Source organism: Leucobacter chromiireducens (assembly GCF_051993095.1).
GTDB lineage: Bacteria > Actinomycetota > Actinomycetes > Actinomycetales > Microbacteriaceae > Leucobacter > Leucobacter chromiireducens.
In genome coordinates this window covers 2,580,351-2,595,627 of record NZ_CP197024.1, presented here as the reverse complement: position 1 = coordinate 2,595,627, position 15,277 = coordinate 2,580,351, and the positions used below count along the sequence as shown (strand labels likewise).

The 15,277-nt window shown below is 65.5% G+C and carries 10 protein-coding genes and 3 tRNA genes; 11 read left to right on the top strand and 2 right to left on the bottom strand.

Features of this window, described 5'->3' with window-relative positions; all coding sequences use genetic code 11:
• Positions 1–59: 59 nt before the first annotated feature.
• The 11 genes from ACR81A_RS11775 to ACR81A_RS11725 all read left to right on the top strand — a co-directional run bounded on the left by ACR81A_RS11775 (position 60) and on the right by ACR81A_RS11725 (position 12,784).
• Positions 60–1,415, top strand: a complete 1,356-nt coding sequence (locus ACR81A_RS11775; RefSeq protein WP_202380932.1) for an MFS transporter — start codon at positions 60–62, stop codon at positions 1,413–1,415.
• A 5-nt stretch (positions 1,416–1,420) separates the two neighbouring features.
• A complete protein-coding gene (locus ACR81A_RS11770; RefSeq protein ID WP_440311898.1) occupies positions 1,421–3,094 on the top strand; it encodes an amidohydrolase in 1,674 nt (557 codons plus the stop codon).
• A gap of 2 nt (positions 3,095–3,096) precedes the next feature.
• The gene (locus ACR81A_RS11765; protein WP_440311897.1) at positions 3,097–4,758 is read left to right on the top strand and encodes a thiamine pyrophosphate-binding protein; all 1,662 of its coding nucleotides are present in this window, start codon (positions 3,097–3,099) and stop codon (positions 4,756–4,758) included.
• Positions 4,755–5,732: a C-terminal binding protein gene (locus ACR81A_RS11760; protein WP_440311895.1), complete on the top strand. Its 978-nt coding sequence runs from the start codon at positions 4,755–4,757 to the stop codon at positions 5,730–5,732. Before ACR81A_RS11765 ends, ACR81A_RS11760 begins: the two co-directional genes overlap by 4 nt.
• A 103-nt stretch (positions 5,733–5,835) precedes the next feature.
• Complete coding sequence (locus ACR81A_RS11755) at positions 5,836–7,401, top strand: amidohydrolase (protein ID WP_440311894.1); 1,566 nt, start codon at positions 5,836–5,838, stop codon at positions 7,399–7,401.
• Between the two features lie 244 nt (positions 7,402–7,645).
• On the top strand, positions 7,646–10,723 hold the full coding sequence (locus ACR81A_RS11750) for a DUF11 domain-containing protein (RefSeq protein WP_440311893.1): 3,078 nt from the start codon (positions 7,646–7,648) through the stop codon (positions 10,721–10,723).
• A gap of 254 nt (positions 10,724–10,977) precedes the next feature.
• Positions 10,978–11,050, top strand: a tRNA-Glu gene (locus ACR81A_RS11745).
• A gap of 32 nt (positions 11,051–11,082) precedes the next feature.
• A tRNA-Asp gene (locus ACR81A_RS11740) sits at positions 11,083–11,159 on the top strand.
• A gap of 63 nt (positions 11,160–11,222) precedes the next feature.
• Positions 11,223–11,295, top strand: a tRNA-Phe gene (locus tag ACR81A_RS11735).
• A 417-nt stretch (positions 11,296–11,712) separates the two neighbouring features.
• On the top strand, positions 11,713–11,991 hold the full coding sequence (locus tag ACR81A_RS11730; RefSeq protein WP_440311892.1) for a leucine-rich repeat protein: 279 nt from the start codon (positions 11,713–11,715) through the stop codon (positions 11,989–11,991).
• A 382-nt stretch (positions 11,992–12,373) separates the two neighbouring features.
• Entirely contained in the window at positions 12,374–12,784 is a 411-nt protein-coding gene (locus ACR81A_RS11725) for an InlB B-repeat-containing protein (RefSeq protein WP_440313150.1), read from the top strand.
• Positions 12,785–12,885: 101 nt separating this feature from the next.
• On the opposite strand, the gene ACR81A_RS11720 is transcribed toward ACR81A_RS11725, so the two are convergent.
• Together ACR81A_RS11720 and ACR81A_RS11715 are read right to left on the bottom strand one after the other, a co-directional pair.
• Positions 12,886–14,130 (bottom strand): acyl-CoA dehydrogenase family protein, encoded by a 1,245-nt coding sequence (locus ACR81A_RS11720; protein WP_440311891.1) that lies wholly within the window; start codon positions 14,128–14,130, stop codon positions 12,886–12,888.
• 144 nt (positions 14,131–14,274) lie between these two features.
• Positions 14,275–15,210, bottom strand: a complete 936-nt coding sequence (locus ACR81A_RS11715; RefSeq protein ID WP_202380956.1) for an AraC family transcriptional regulator — start codon at positions 15,208–15,210, stop codon at positions 14,275–14,277.
• Positions 15,211–15,277: the final 67 nt, after the last annotated feature.

Genomic DNA, 15,277 nt, shown 5'->3' with positions numbered 1-15,277 from the left:
CGCGCCGCACCCGTCGTCTGAGTTCTCGCGGCGCACCCAGTTGAGCAAGGGAGCTTTGCATGTCATCGTCCACAGCCAGCGCGCCGGTCTTCACGCACCGGCGCGCGCTCCGATCCGGCTTCGCGGCCATGGTCGGCACCACGATTGAGTGGTACGACTTCTACGTCTACGCGACCGCCGCAGCGATCGTGTTCCCCGTGGTGTTCTTCCCCGAGCTTGACCGGGGCATGGCGACGCTCGCGTCGTTCGGCACCTACGCCGTGGCGTTCTTCGCGCGTCCCCTCGGCGGCATCATCTTTGGCCACATCGGCGACAAGATCGGCCGGAAGCCGGCGCTGACGATCACGCTGCTGCTCATGGGCGTGGCCACCACCCTCGTGGGCGTACTGCCCGACTACAACACGATCGGCATCATGGGCCCGATCCTGCTCATCGTGCTCCGCATCTGCCAGGGACTCGCAGTGGGCGGCGAGTGGGGCGGCGCGAGCCTCATGGCGGTGGAGAGCGCCCCGGCGAAGTTCAAGAACTTCTACGGCGGCTTTACTCAGATCGGTAACCCGCTCGGCGCCCTCATGTCCTCCGGAGCGTTCTGGATTCTCGCGCTCATGGGTGACGACGTGCTCTTCTCGTGGGGCTGGCGCATTCCCTTCCTCTTCTCCATCGTGCTCATCTTCGTGGGCATCTGGGTGCGCTACCGCGTTGAGGAGACGCCGGTGTTCGAGGAGAAGGTGGGCGGCCAGCAGCAGTCGACGCCGCTCCTCTTCGCGCTGAAGAACAACTGGTGGCCGATCCTGCTCGGCTTCTGCATCGTTGCGATTTCCTCCGGCGGCTACGTGGTGGCAACCACCTTCGTGCAGAGCTACGCCACGAGCCCCGAGGTCGGGCTGCCGTATGAAACGATCCTCGGTGCGATGACGATTGCTTCGCTCGTTGAAGCGCTGGTCACTCTGCCACTCGCCCTGCTCGGCGACAAGATCGGCGGCAAGTGGGTCATGTACCTCGGCATCGCCGGCTCGTTCGCCGCGGTCGTGCCGCTCGTCCTCTTCATCGAGGGCCACAACGTTGCGATGATCTACCTCTTCGTCTCCGTCCTGCGCCTCGCGCTGAGCGGCGCATGGGCCCCGCTCTCGACGATCATGACGCAGATGTTCCGCCCGCAGGCTCGCTACACCTCGATGTCGCTCTCCTACGGCGTCGGTGCGGCAGTGTGGGGCGGTCTCTCGCCCGCGATCGCGACCGCCCTGCTGAACGCAACCGGCAACTTCTGGTCGGTCATCGCGTTCTACGGCCTCCTCTCGGCCGTCGCCCTGTTCGGCGTGTTCTTCGCGCCGCAGCACTCTGACACCGCGCCGGTCACCGGATCCTTCCGGCCCCGGCTCGACACCACCGCAGTTCCCACCACCGAAGGAAAGTAAGCACTATGCGCTCGCTCGCCACCTATGACGCACGCAACTCGGCTCCGACGATTGTCACCGCCGAGCGAATCCTGACGGTCGACGAGAGTCGGCCCGAGGCGGAAGCCATGCTCACCGCCGAGGGCATGATCCTCGCGGTCGGCACGCTCGCCGAGTGCGAGCAGGTGGCGGCGAGCGCGGGCCTCACGCCCGTGCGCGTCGACCACGCCGGAGCCACCATCGTTCCCGGCTTCGTCGACGCGCACGCGCACCCCCTCATGTACGGGCAGTTGCTCACCTGGGTGGACATCACCCCGGCGAAGGCAGCGAACATTCCCGAAATCATCGAGCTGATGCGCGAGGCCGCGAAGCAGCTGCCCGCCGGTGTGCCCCTTCGCGGCTTCGGCTACGAGCAGCGCAATCTCGCCGAGCAGCGCCACCCCACCCGCCACGAGCTCGACCAGATCGCCACCGACCGCGAGGTCTACATCATGAACGCCTCCGGCCACGGCGGTGTCGTGAACTCGTTCACGTTCGAAAAGTTCGGCGTCACGAAGGACACCCCGAACCCCGAGGGTGGCGAGTTCTTCCGCGACGCGGACGGCGAGCTGACCGGTGAACTCTCGGACGCCGCCTGTAACGTGCTCACCGGCCTGCACGGCGTGAAGGTGGGCCACCACGGCCCCAACTTCCATCTCGGCGATGAGCCCGCTGAGCACCAGCGTCAGCTGGATCTCGTGCAGCAGGAGTTCCTGCGCGGAGGTGTGACCGCCATCGGCGATGCGCAGGTGTCGAAGCGCGAGTTCGCTGCCTACCTCGAGATGGCGGATCGCGGTGCGCTCAACATGCGCGTCTCGATGTACTTCCTCTCACACCTGCTTGACCAGGTGGTCGACCTCGGTTTCACCGGTCCCTTCGGCAACGCGTTCCTCTCGGCCGCGGGTATCAAGCTCTACGCGGACGGCACCCTGGGCGGGTGGACCGCGTACTTCCCCGACGGCTACCTCGGCGATCCCTGCCGCACCGGTCAGCTGTACCACGAGCCCCGCGAGTACACCGAGCTCGTGCGCAAGGCGCACGGTGCCGGTCTTCAGACGGCCACGCACGCGCAGTCGCCGATCGCAATCAAGATGGTAGTCGACGCGATCGAGCAGGCACTCGCCGATCGTCCGGACAGTGACGCGCGACACCGCATCGAGCACTGTGGGCTGCCCACCCCCGAGGACATCACCCGCATGGCGGAGCTCGGCATCCGCCCGGTCAACCAGACCCAGCACTACTACAACTGGGGCGAGGGCGTGGAGCAGGCGATCGGCACCCCCGGTGAGCGCTTCAACCCGCTCGGTGAGTTCCGTGACGCTGGCGTGCCGATCACCATCTCCTCGGACGCGCCCGTCGCTGAGCCCCGCCCGCTCGAGGCAATCCAGGCAGCGGTGACGCGCGTGACCCGCCGCGGCCACAAGCTCGGCGAAGACTCGCTGCGCATCTCGGCGGCGGAGGCGCTGCGCGGCCACACGCTCGAGGGTGCGAAGACGCTCGGCCGCGAGGCCGAGTTTGGCTCGCTCCAGGTGGGCAAGCGCGCCGACTTCGTCGTGCTGGCGCAGAACCCGCTCGACATTGATGGTGCAGAGATCGCCGCGATCCCGGTCCGCGAGACCTGGGTTGATGGCGCAGTGAAGTTCCGTGCGGAGGGGGAGTAACCATGACGGCGCAGACGACCGCAAAGCGCACGACCGGGTGGCTGGTCATCGAGACGATCAAGAACTACGGCGTGGACGCTGTGTTCGGGATCCCGGGCACCCATAACCTTGAGTTCTATCGCCCGCTTGCGGAGTTTGGCATTCGCGCGGTCACGTCCAGGCACGAGCAGGGCGCGGGCTACGCAGCCGATGGCTGGTCGCTCCAGACGGGCAAGCCAGGCGTGGTCATCACGACGAGTGGCCCGGGCCTCCTGAACGCACTGAGCGCGGCGGGCACCGCGTACGCGGAGTCGCGCCCCATGATCATCCTCGCTCCCGGCCCCGCCCGCGGGAAGGAGTTCGCCGATGTGGGGACGCTCCACGAGACGAAGGATCAGCTGAGCGCCGCCGCCGCGATTGTCGAGCGTGCGCGTCGCGTGCAGACCGCCATCGAAGCGGTCGCCGCGGTGCACGAGGCGTTCGAACTGTTCGCCACCACCCGACCCCGGCCGGTGTACATCGAGGTGCCGCTCGACCTCCTCGAGGAGGAGATCGGAGACGAGGTCCCCGCCGCCGCGCTCGAGGCGCGGGAGTTCGCCCCGGTCGCGGATCCCAGCGCGGACGTGGTTGCCGCGGCGGCCGCAGCCCTCGCGGGAGCGCAGGACCCCGTGATTCTCGCGGGCGGCGGGTCGCGCGGTGCGGCTGCGGAGCTGCGAGCGCTCGCCGAGCGGCTGAACGCCCCCGTGGTAACCACGCTCAACGCGAAGGGCGTGCTCGATGAGACGCACCCGCTCGCGCTCGGCTCGAACCTGCGGCTCGCAGCCGCGCGAAATCGCGCACGTGACGCGGACGTGCTTCTCGTTGTCGGGGCGAAGCTCGGCGAGGCGGAGCTCTGGGTCGACGCGCTTGAGGCGCGGGGCCGTGTGATCCGAATCGACCTGCTCGAGACGCAGATCGAGAAGAACCAGACCGCAGAGATTGGGATCGTGGCTGACGCCGCCGCAGCGCTTGCCGCGATCGCTGAGGCGCTCGGGAGTCAGGACCTGTCAGCGCGCGAAGCCGCTGCCGAGACTGCCGCCGCGAGCGTTGTGGCGAGCCGTGCAGCGGTGCGTGCGGAGTCGGCGGAGCTCGATCCCGTGAACACTGGGCTGGGCGAGCTCATCGCGAGTGTGCTGCCGGACAACGCGATCGTCTCAACCGACTCCTCGCAGATCGCCTACTGGGGTCTCCTCAACGCGATTACCGCGCGGGTGCCGAACTCGACGCCGTACATGGGCACCTACGCGACCCTTGGCTACGGTCTGCCCGCCGCGATCGGTTCGCGCATCGCCTCACCCGAGCGCCCGGCGTTCACGGTGCTCGGAGACGGTGCACTGATGTTCTCCATGCAGGAGTTCATCACCGTTGTTGAGCAGGGCATCGACGTGACCGTCATCGTGGTCGACAACGGCGGCTACGCCGAGATCAAGCAGAACGAGGTCGACGCGGGCATCGCGCCCGTCGGAGTGGTGCTGACTCAGCCCGACTGGGCCGCCGTGGCCACCGCATTCGGTGGTGCCGGGCAGCGCGTGGCGAACGCCGCCGAGCTCGCCACCGCTGTCGAGGCCGCCGTAGCGCGTGGTGGGCTGCAGCTCATCCACCTGCCGCAGGATTCCTTCGACCTGGGATCGGCGGCAGCAGCGTGAGCCCGCTCGCCGTCTACACGGACACCGACGATACTGACGTCTCTGCGGGCGTCGCGCTCCTCGAGGCAGCGGGCTACGAGGTCCGCGTGCTCGAGACGCGGGACCCCGCCGCGATCATCGCGGGAGCCCGTGATGCGGAGGTGTTGCTGCTCGGCTACGCGCCCATCACGCGCGAGATCATCGAGGCACTGCCGAAGCTGAAGCTCATCGCGCTGATGTCGATGGGGTTCGACTTCGTCGACCTCGAAGCCGCGAGCGAGCGCGGGATCTGGGTGACCAATGTGCCGGGCGCCGCAACGGAAGAAGTCGCAACGCACGCGCTGGCACTGCTCCTCCACGCCACGCGCCAGTTGCCGTTCTACCTGGGCTCGGCCACCCCCGAGCGGTGGAACGAGCGCGCGGCTGTGGCCCCGCCCCGGCTGAGCGAACTGCAGCTCGGTATCGTTGGCCTCGGCAAGATCGGGCGTGAGTTCGCTCGGGTTGCCGGCCCGCTCTTCGGCGGGATCGTGGGTTACGATCCGTTCCTCCCGGACACCCCAGAGGTGCGCGCCGACCTTGAGGCGCTCGGCATTCGGCGGGCGGAGCTCGTCGACGTGCGCGACAGCGCACACGTGCTCTCGCTGCATCTGCCGCTCACGCCGGACACGGAGCATCTCGTGGGCGCCGAGTTCATCGCCGCGATGCCAGCTGGGGCAGTGGTGCTGAACGTGTCACGCGGCGGCCTCATCGACAGCGCGGCCCTGGCGGCAGCGCTCGACTCGGGGCAGCTCTCGGCCGCGGCACTCGACGTGCTCGACCAGGAGCCGCCCGCGGCAGACCACCCCCTCCTGGGCCGTGACGACGTCGTACTCACCCCGCACATCGCGTACTTCTCCTCGTTCACCGAGGCCGAGTACGTGCGCGTTCAGGCGGCGAACGCCGTCACGTTCGCGCAGACTGGCCGGCCCGAGTCGCCCGTCAACACCCCCGCATAGCCCGGTGCAGCAGGCGGGCCGTCTTCCACATTGGGAGGCGGCCCGTGCTGCACCCGCACTCATTCATTTCCTGTCACACCCGCTTCACCCGAAAGGACACATCGTGACCGCACTCACCGCCGAGGCCAAGCGCACCGCGCAGGCGTGGATCGACGAACACCTCACCGAGCTCACCGAGTGGCACACCCACATTTGGGAGCTCGCCGAGCCCGCCTGGCGAGAGTATCGCTCGCAGGAGTGGTACGTTGCCCGCCTCCGCGAGGAGGGCTTCGAAGTGGAGGACGGCTCCGCGGGGATGCCCACGGCCTTCAGCGCAGTCTGGTCGAACGGTGACGGGCCGACGCTCCTCACTTACGCGGAGTACGACGCAGTGCCGGGCAACAGCCAGGCTGCCACCACCTCGGAGACGCCGCGCGAGGGGCTCAGCCGCTTCGCCCCCGGCCACACCGATCCGCACTCCGTGCTCGGCATTTCCACGCTCGCCGGTGTGCTCGCCACGAAGCACGCGATGACCGCGCACGGCATCGGCGGCACGCTGAAGTACACGGGTGAGCCGGCCGAGAAGATGCACGGCTCGAAGGTGGTGCACGGGCTGCGTGGCTACTACGACGACGCAGACGCAATCGTGTCGTTCCACCCCTTCTACATGCTCCCGCTCTGCAACACGGCCCGCTGGGACACGCAGTGCGGCGCGTACTACAGCAAGGTGTACTCCTTCATCTGCGATGAGCCCGAGACGTGGCAGATCTCGAGCGCGAACCCCAATTCGCCGATCCCCGCCTCGCACTCTGCAGCGCGCGCTCCGGGAGCCAACGTGGCGCTCATGCAGATGTACACGGCCTCGCGCACCATGCTCGACTCGATGCTGCCCGCAACGGGCGGCTGGAGCTTCTCTGACGCGATTTTGAGCGACGGTCAGGCCACCGCCGACAACCTGCCGCAGCGGGTTGCGCGTATCCAGTTCTCATGGCGCACCCCGGACATCGAGATGGCCGAGCACATCCTCGCGATCCTCGACCGTAACGCGCAGGCCGCGGCCAGCATGGCGCACTGCGCAGCGGAGGATCGCTGGATCGCCCGCAGCCGCCCCGGCCGCACGAACCACGTGATGAGCGAGACCCTCTACGCCAACCTCGAGGAGGTGGGCGCACCGAGCTATGGGCCCGAGGCGATCACGGTGGCGCAGGAGATTCAGCGCTCGCTCGGCCGCGAGGCCACCGAGAAGCCCTTCCTCGCCGAGACCGAGCAGCTCATCGCCCCGCAGGAGGCCGAGCGGCTGCTGCGCGAGCACATGCCTGCCTGGCAGCGGAACTGGACGAGCGACGACTACGTCGAGATGAGCCACTACGCCCCGCTCGTGCGTTTCTACGTTTCGCGCCCCGCGCTGCAGCCCGTGCAGGGTGAGGGGCCGTACCCGGCCTGGGTGATGAACGCGCTGGGCGGGATCCCCGAGACGATTGCCCCCACCATCGTCACGGCGGGCAAGACCGTTTCGGGAACCTTCCTTGACCTGCTCACGAAGCCCGAGACGCTCGCTGCCGCGCAGCAGGAGTTCGCGGACCGTATTGCTGCCGAGCCGATGCCCGCGCTGCTGCCCGTCGATTTCGAGCCGCCGATCGACCTGCCCTGGCCCGACTACTCGGGCGCTTCGGAGCACCGTCACTGGTGATCCCGAGCGGCTCGGTGCCGCACCCACTTCGAGGGCCTCGCGCAGTGCGCGGGGCCCTCACGTGTTTCTGCGCCCCAATCTGCGTATTTTTCCCGGATCCGCTTTTCTTGCCCCACGCCTAACGTGAGCGGCATCACGCGGCCGCGGGCGCACGAGCAACGCTCCCGGCGTCTGCCGGCCGTGAGATCGGGGACAGGACAACGGAGTGCTGCCTCCGAATCCCACTGGAGAAGGCAGCACGGCCATGAGACACCATCGAGCCCATCAGTCGTTCCAGCCGAGCGCGCATCGCAGGATGCGCCGTCGGCCGTTCGAAGGCAGCGTGTTCCGTGGGGGCGGTGGGACCCTCAGGGGTGGCGCGGCACTGCTTGCGGCAGTCGCGCTCCTGTTCCCCGCGTTCACGTCGCCGGCGTTCGCTGAAGAACTCGCCCCGGCTGCCGATTCCGCGCTGACTGCGCAGGCGGCGCCAGCGGCAGCAGACGCTGCTGCAGAGCCAGCCCCCGCACCGCAGGAGGCGGCCCCAGAAGTGACCCCAGCGCCGACCCCAACGCCGGAACCGGTACCGGCCCCGGAACCCGCTCCCGTCGTTGAGCCAGCGCCTGCGCCGGCCCCTGCGCCAGAACCCGCTCCTGCGCCGGTCGCAGCGCCGGAGCCTGCCGCCGAGCCGGCGTCAGCGGCTGAGGTCGCTCCGAGCCCAGCTCCGGCTGCGGAACAGGCCCCCGCTGCGCCCACGGTGAGAGCGGCTGCCCCCGAAGCTCAGACGCTGGGGAACGGAGGTCCGAAGAAGGACAAAGTGACGCTCTGTCACGCAACGAAGTCGCAGAAGAACCCGTGGGTGTCGATCAAGATTGCGCCCGATGGCGCGGCGAACGGGCACGCAGGGAGCCATCACCAGGATGGCCGCGACATCATCCCGCCGTTCGAGTACACGGAACGGGGCGTCACGCTGCAGTTCCCCGGACAGAACTGGAATGCTGAGGGCCAGGCGATCTACAACGCGGGCTGCAATAACCCGCCGCCCCAGGTGGATCCCGCGCCGTCGGTGACGTTGACGCCGGGGGAGTGTGTTGCTGATCAGCAGTACCCGCCAGTTGTGGCACTGTTCGCGAACTTGGTTTCGGGTCAGCCGTACAGCTACAAGGTGAACGGTGGCAGCGTGCAGACGTTCACCGCGAGCGGCACCTCGCAGAGTGTGGCGCTGGGCTCGGTGGCGAGCGCGAACATCTCGGTCGAGGTGTGGGGCACCGGCGAGCGGGCCGCGAGCGGCACCGTTTCTCGCGACCTGACCGTCGAGCGGTGCGCGCCACCGGAGGACGTGAAGGTGACGCTGTGCCACGCGACGGAGTCGGATACGAACCCGTGGAACAAGATCACGGTGTCCGCGGAGGCTGCGTACAACGGGCACCGGGGTGCATCGCATCACGATGGGCGCGACATCATCCCGCCGTTCGAGGCGATGATTGCGGGCGCGATGGTGACGTTTGATGGTCAGAACTGGGATGAGGCCGGGCAGGTGATCTTCAACAACAACTGCGAGAACGTTCCGCCGCAGGTGGATCCCGATCCCGCGTTGCTAATCTCCGCCGGTGACTGCCCGGTCGCAGGCGGCTTCGCTCCTGTGACCATCGCGCTCTCCGAGCTCGTGGTGGGAGAGCCGTACACCGTCGAAGTTGACGGTGTCGGCATCGCCGAGACGAGCCCGATGGAGTTCGTTGCTGACGCAGCCACCCACAGCATCACCGTCACCCCGAATGAGGAAGGGACGCTTCTCGTCACCGTTCAGGGCACAGGCGAGCACGCCGGTGACAGCGCTGAAGCGACGATCGAGGTGAGCGAGTGTCCCGAGCCTGAGGCTCCCACGCTGTATCTCGAGGTGGATCAGTGCACCGAGTTTGGGGCAGGGCTTCCCCAGACGCTCCTCGCCCAGCTGGGCGGCCTGGTCGCAGGTGTTGACTACACCGTGACTGTCCGGTCCGGGAGCGGTACGCCGTACCTGAGCCGTACCGTGCAGGCGGGTGAGGGCTCGACCCTCGACGTCTCGCTTGACGTCGCCGGCGCTGGCACCTACACCGTTACGGTGAGCGTGGGTGACGCATCAGTGACCCGTGAGGTGACGATCATCCCCTGTCCCGCAGGTTCGTACGACCTGTCACTCGTGAAGACCGCGAGCGTCGGCGAGGACGGCGCGGTTGCCGAACTGGGGGACACGATCCACTACACGCTCGCCGTGGCGAATGCTGGCCCGGACGCGGCGCTCAACCCGGTAGTCACCGACGAGGTGCCCGCGGGGCTGACTCCGGTCGCAGGGTCTGAGAGCGCGAGCGAAGGATGGACCGTGTCGATCTCGGGCAACGCCGTGACCGCAAGCTTCGAGGGGGCCTTCGATGGCGAAGCCACCATCTCCTTCGATGTGACGGTCACAGCGGCACCCGCGAGCGGTGAGGTGACCAACCAGGCCTGCGTCGCCGCAGATGGTGCCGCAGAGCCTGAGCCAGAGCCGGGTGACGCTCCTCAGATCGACAGCGTAAGTACGCTGCATGCCGTTCTGGCGGGTGATGAGGCCGCCGGCGGTGGGGACAGCACCCCCGGCAATGATTGCGGGTCTGCAACCACCGAGATCCGTGCGGTGAGCGTCGCTGGCAATGCCGTCTGCATCAACGACACCCCGTGGTTCACCTACAACGTCACGCCGAGCGGCACCGCGGACACCGCGACCCTGCCGATCGTCATGATCTGGTGGACGCCGGAGGCATTCGCAAACCGTGATCCTTCGATCCCGGCGAACAATCCGGCGGCGATCTTGGCCAATGGCGCCTCCCAGGTGGATCCGATCGCATATCCGGTCGGGTGGCAGAGCGGCGACGCGGTGACCGGCAAGATGCTGTGGCCGGGCGCCACGATCGACGCGAACGGGAACCCGACCGGCTGGCCCGGCTGGAGCCTCGGAAGTGATGGCGTGTGGGTCCTTGACCCGAGCGCACCGCACTACGACCTCCGCGCCGAGGCAATCGTCGAGATCAGGATCAACCCCACGGCCAACGAGGCCACGGTGTACCCGCCGGCAACGCCGAACTGCTCGGCACAGCCTCCGGTCACCCCGGAGCCTCCGGTCACGCCAGAACCGCCGACCACCCCCGGTGGTGTGGTTCCCGGTGTTGCGCCCCGAGCGCTTCCGGCAGCGATGCCGCCTGTGCACGCGGAGCTCGCGAAGACCGGTGTCTCCGAGAGCGGATCTGAGCAGCTTGGAATGATCGGGCTGGGCCTGCTCCTCGGTGGGACCTTCGTCTGGACGCTAAGTCGCCGCAGGAAGACAGCCGAGTAGAGGAGGGTGAGCAGCCTCGGCCCCGCGGGAGTATCGCCCCGCGGGGCCGAGGTGTGTCTGTCGGGGGCTGTTCGCTGAAAAGATGTTTCCCTGGTCGAATCGGCGTTTCGCGAAGCTGGCGAGCGGGTGTACGCTGTGTGTCAGGCAGGTGCGACACGCCAGGGATGCAGTGTTTTAGGCCCCTGATTTGCGTGCCTGGGTTGAATCAGCATAGTATTTCATCTCGGTAGCAAGCGGAAATAAAAAGCCGCTTCGGCCCCATCGTTTAGCGGCCTAGGACACCGCCCTTTCACGGCGGCAGCACGGGTTCGAATCCCGTTGGGGTCACTAATACCGAATATAATTGAATAACACACTATGGCCCTGTAGCGCAGTTGGTTAGCGCGCCGCCCTGTCACGGCGGAGGTCGCGGGTTCAAGTCCCGTCAGGGTCGCCAGGTGGAGAAGCCCTTCTTCGGAAGGGTTTCTTCGTCTCAGGCGGTCACCCAGTGTGAGTGCCTGGCTCTGTAGCTCAGTTGGTAGAGCGTTCGACTGAAAATCGAAAGGTCACCGGATCGATGCCGGTCGGAGCCACGAAGGAATATTACACCTTCACCGAACCCCCTCGAGGCTTCTACTCGTGGGGGTTCTTTTGTTGGAGTGCTCGAGTGTTTCGCTTCCCTCTGCAGGCCGCGTGCCCTTTTGAAGCGAAACCGAAAAGTCCGTCCCGGCCGCTCCGATCGCGCGTCCCGAATCAACCCCGCATTACGATCACAACCCGCCTGGCTCAGGACTAGCGAGGCATTGCGTCGTGTTTTCTTCTAGGGGCGGGGAACTCTGGCCATGGGCATCACCACTGCCTATCGAGGAACTAACTTCTGCTCACCCCCACCGTTCCGAAGGCCTCGACACTTTTGAGAGGCTCGCTGTGAGCAGCGCTAGCGATGCAGAAATGCTCAAGACTGACGCTTTCTCCGGAAATTGACGTAGTCCGCCCTCGGTAGTACCGCTGTGGTGAAGAATGACGACTCAAGTCAGGGCAATGACTCGGCGATCCCGACCAGCGTCTCTTCGAGGGGAATCGAGTACGCAGCGAGAGCGGTTGCACATTATTCACTCGACAAGAACGGACTGAAGAGCGTCTCCCTCCCAGGCTCGGTCACACGCATTCGGGCTGGCGTGCTGTATCTCAACCAGCTCACTACGTTCGATTTCCCGCAGGGGATTGAAACGATCGACTTCAGCGCGTTTTTCGGGAATCAGTTGGAGCATCTCACCTCCCCTGAATGACTCACTGAGATTTCGATGACGGCACTCCAGGCCCACCAGCTTGAAAGTATCGTGCTCCCGAAGAGTCTGAAGCGTATTGAGGCTGGTCCTTTACGTACAGCACGTTGAAGAGCGTCGTGATACCCGCCTCAGCGGGATCGATAGGAGCCGGAGCGTTCGAAGGCAACGACGAACTTGCCCACATCTGGTTTGAAGGTGCCGCCCCGACAAGCGTGATAGCGGCCGACTCAGACGACCCGAATGAACCCCCAACATTTGGTTCAACGAGCGATGCTACGCTCCACTTTGTGTGCGGGGCGAGTGGGTTCACGTTCTCCACTTGGTTGGGATACCGAACTGCATCTGAGCGCCCAGCGAGCTTTGAACGGGGAGTGGGAGCGCAATTGAAGTTCAGCTTGTCGCCTTGGGCGGCGCTCTCACGGCGCCGGCAGCGCCTCAGCAGGACGGATTCGAATTCATTGGTTGGTCGATTTCAACTGACGGAGCTGATGTCTTCGACTACACCAGCCGAGTGATGGAAGAGATGACTCTGTATGCCACGTGGCGCGATGCCTCTGCTTCCTGCCCGGGAGTGAAGGACAACCGGTCGCCCGGAGGGCCCGTCCCTTGGGAAAAGCCGGCGGAGAAGTCAACAGTATGCTCTGCTCCTCGTGCCAGCGCTCATCGCCGTGGGTGGCGGCTTCCTGGTGTACAAGTGGATTCGAGCGAGAACGGAACTCAGTGCGTGACGCTGGCGCCGGCCGCCCACCCCGGGTCTAGATCGCTTGCCGCCAGCCCCTCCGGGGCGAAGTGAATAGGCGAGCCTGGCACGAAGTGACACCTTCGGAAAAGCAGCGGGGCACTCGAAATTGAGTGCCCCGCTGTAGGGCAGCCAGTCGTCACTTGACTTTCTGGTCAGCCGATTTCAGTGAGCCCTGAAGCGCTGAGTGGATCATAGTCGGGAGCTGAGAAGATCCTCTGCAGCTGCCGCCGTCGCACCCCAGTGTTGCTGCCCTCCATGATGGGATAAGCAATCGCGTCCAGCAAGTGGTGCAGAATCGGGAAACCAGTGTCATACGCTGTGACGCCGACAATTTTGACAAGCGCTGTGATGACTTCTACGGCAGCTTCAGAGCCGAAGATTTTCGCGTGTAGAGCGAGCTCGGGCCCGTCGGGATCCTGGGCAATGACTGCGTCGAGTGCCCGCCAAGACAGGAGACGCATGGCCTCAATCTTGCCTTTCGTGTCGGCGAGAACGTCTGATACTGCTTGGTGATCAATAATCGGCGAGAGTCCCCCGCGCGCTTCCTCGCGCGCAAAGTTGTACGCAATGGACCATGCCTGCCGTGCCGAAGCCGTCGCAAAAGCGCCAATCGAGGCGCCGCTGGCCATGAAAGCGTTGAGGGTAAGGCGAACACCGTCTCCCTCCGAACCAATGAGGTTTGCGTGAGGCACCCTCACATCCTTGAGGTGAACCCTTGTCGTGAGGCTTCCCCGCAGGCCGGGGAGGTCGTAGTATTCCTCGACCTCAATACGTCCCGCGAGTTGTTCCCGTTCCGCCACGATCACGGAGACACCCGCCTGAGTTCGGCAAGTGATGGTCATGATCTCGGGGCCATCGCCGTCCCAGCCGGGAAGATGCGACGCCCAGGCTTTGTGGCCGTTGATGACCCACTCGTCACCATCGAGCACGGCGTGTGTTCTGATGCCGGCAGCCGGCGTCTCAGCCGCGAAATTGGCGCTGCCCGTTGGCTCGCTAAATGCCATCGCCGCGACCGGGGAACCTTCATTTGCTAGGAAAGGTGAGACAAAACGAGAAATCTGCTCAGGGGTCCCTGCCTCGTAAACGGGCCCCAGCGCAATGAGTGGACCTGCGAAAGAGATGAAGAAGTCGGGTGACTCGGCGGCCCATTCTTCGATGAGGATCGCAGCGTCAACACCGTTGGAAGCCGTTCCTCCGAACGGGGCCGGGATCAACCCTCGCAAGAAACCTTCAGAAACGGCCTCGGCGAACACAGGCTGCAGCAACAGTGCCCGTGTGCGCGGGTCGCGTTCGCTTTCGACTCTTTCCATGAGTGGACGAAGCTTCGTCCGAGCGAACGAACGGGCGGCGGCTTTGAGCTGCTTCTGGTGATCGCTGAGCGTGAATGATACGGCCATCTGATTCTCCTCCTCGAGAAAGCTGAGTCACATCAGGCAGGCGACTGAAGTGACCTCTGGCCACACGCTATTTCGTATGCTTCAGCTCGGAGCGGCAGAGTATGCAGTTCTGCTGTGCAGTTTGTGCGGTTGGATGGAGCGGCGTCAGAATTTCGTGACTTCTCGACGGAACTCAATCGGCGAGGCGCCGTACATTCGCCGGAATGCCCGTGAAAACGACGCAGGGTCTTCGTAGCCCACCGCACGTGAGGCGTCTCCGACCGTGGTCTCCGAGCCTGTCAAGATCCGCGCAGCTTGCTCCATGCGAAGACGCCTGAGGGCCACTGCAAAAGTCTCTTCGCCTCCCTCGAATGCGGTGTGGAGCGTGCGAACAGACATGTGAAGTGCGTGCGCTATAGATTGAGCTGACAATGTGGGATCAGCGAGTCGACGCGACACGTGGGCGAGTATCTGAGCTCGACGAGTCACTGGGTCCGCTGCGTGTGCGGTCTGCCCGACAGACAGGAGCGCTGCTGAGACGACGGCGAGGAACGCCGACTCAAGCTCGCCGATAGATCGAGCCGGAGTGGCGCTGCCCAACTCCCAAAGCGACCGCATCGCATCCACGGCGACGGCACCCACGCCTGTTCGGTCGAATGGAAGCCCAACACCCCGTCGCTCCTGAGGTAAACGCGCATCCAGTTCGGGGTGTGGCACGCGAAAAGACAACATGCTCCAGTCCGAGCGATGTTCAAGCCGGAACGGCTCGGACGTGTCGAGCACGACGAGTTGTCCAGGTCCGGCGATGGCGTCGTTGCCTCGTTGCTGTACTCGACAGGTGCCGGTGATCTGGGCGTTTACGAAGAAGTAGGGCCCTTCAGAGGCCGACACCTCCTTGGGGCCGTGGATGGTTGTTTGTGGAACTGAATCTATCCAAGCGCGGGTCACCGTGTTCAGCGGGGCCGACACCACCCTCGACGGAAAGCCTGCGCGTGTGTTGGCCGCTTCAGGTCGCAGTTCGACGAATGTACGGCAGATGCCTTCTCGCCAGAAACTAAACTGCTCGTGTGGCGGCACGGACATCGTTTCCCAGCTCAGCATCTTTGCCCTCCTGTTTCCCGCGATTCTTGTGAGTATAGGCAGCAAAGTTTGCCGACGGGGTGTCTCG

What these genes read in the sequence shown, in the direction of transcription:
- ACR81A_RS11720 (WP_440311891.1), bottom strand. Translation starts at nt 14,130, where the DNA reads ATGGCCGTATCATTCACGCTCAGCGATCACCAGAAGCAGCTCAAAGCC.
- ACR81A_RS11765 (WP_440311897.1), top strand. Translation starts at nt 3,097, where the DNA reads ATGACGGCGCAGACGACCGCAAAGCGCACGACCGGGTGGCTGGTCATC.
- ACR81A_RS11775 (WP_202380932.1), top strand. Translation starts at nt 60, where the DNA reads ATGTCATCGTCCACAGCCAGCGCGCCGGTCTTCACGCACCGGCGCGCG.
- ACR81A_RS11750 (WP_440311893.1), top strand. Translation starts at nt 7,646, where the DNA reads ATGAGACACCATCGAGCCCATCAGTCGTTCCAGCCGAGCGCGCATCGC.
- ACR81A_RS11770 (WP_440311898.1), top strand. Translation starts at nt 1,421, where the DNA reads ATGCGCTCGCTCGCCACCTATGACGCACGCAACTCGGCTCCGACGATT.
- ACR81A_RS11715 (WP_202380956.1), bottom strand. Translation starts at nt 15,210, where the DNA reads ATGCTGAGCTGGGAAACGATGTCCGTGCCGCCACACGAGCAGTTTAGT.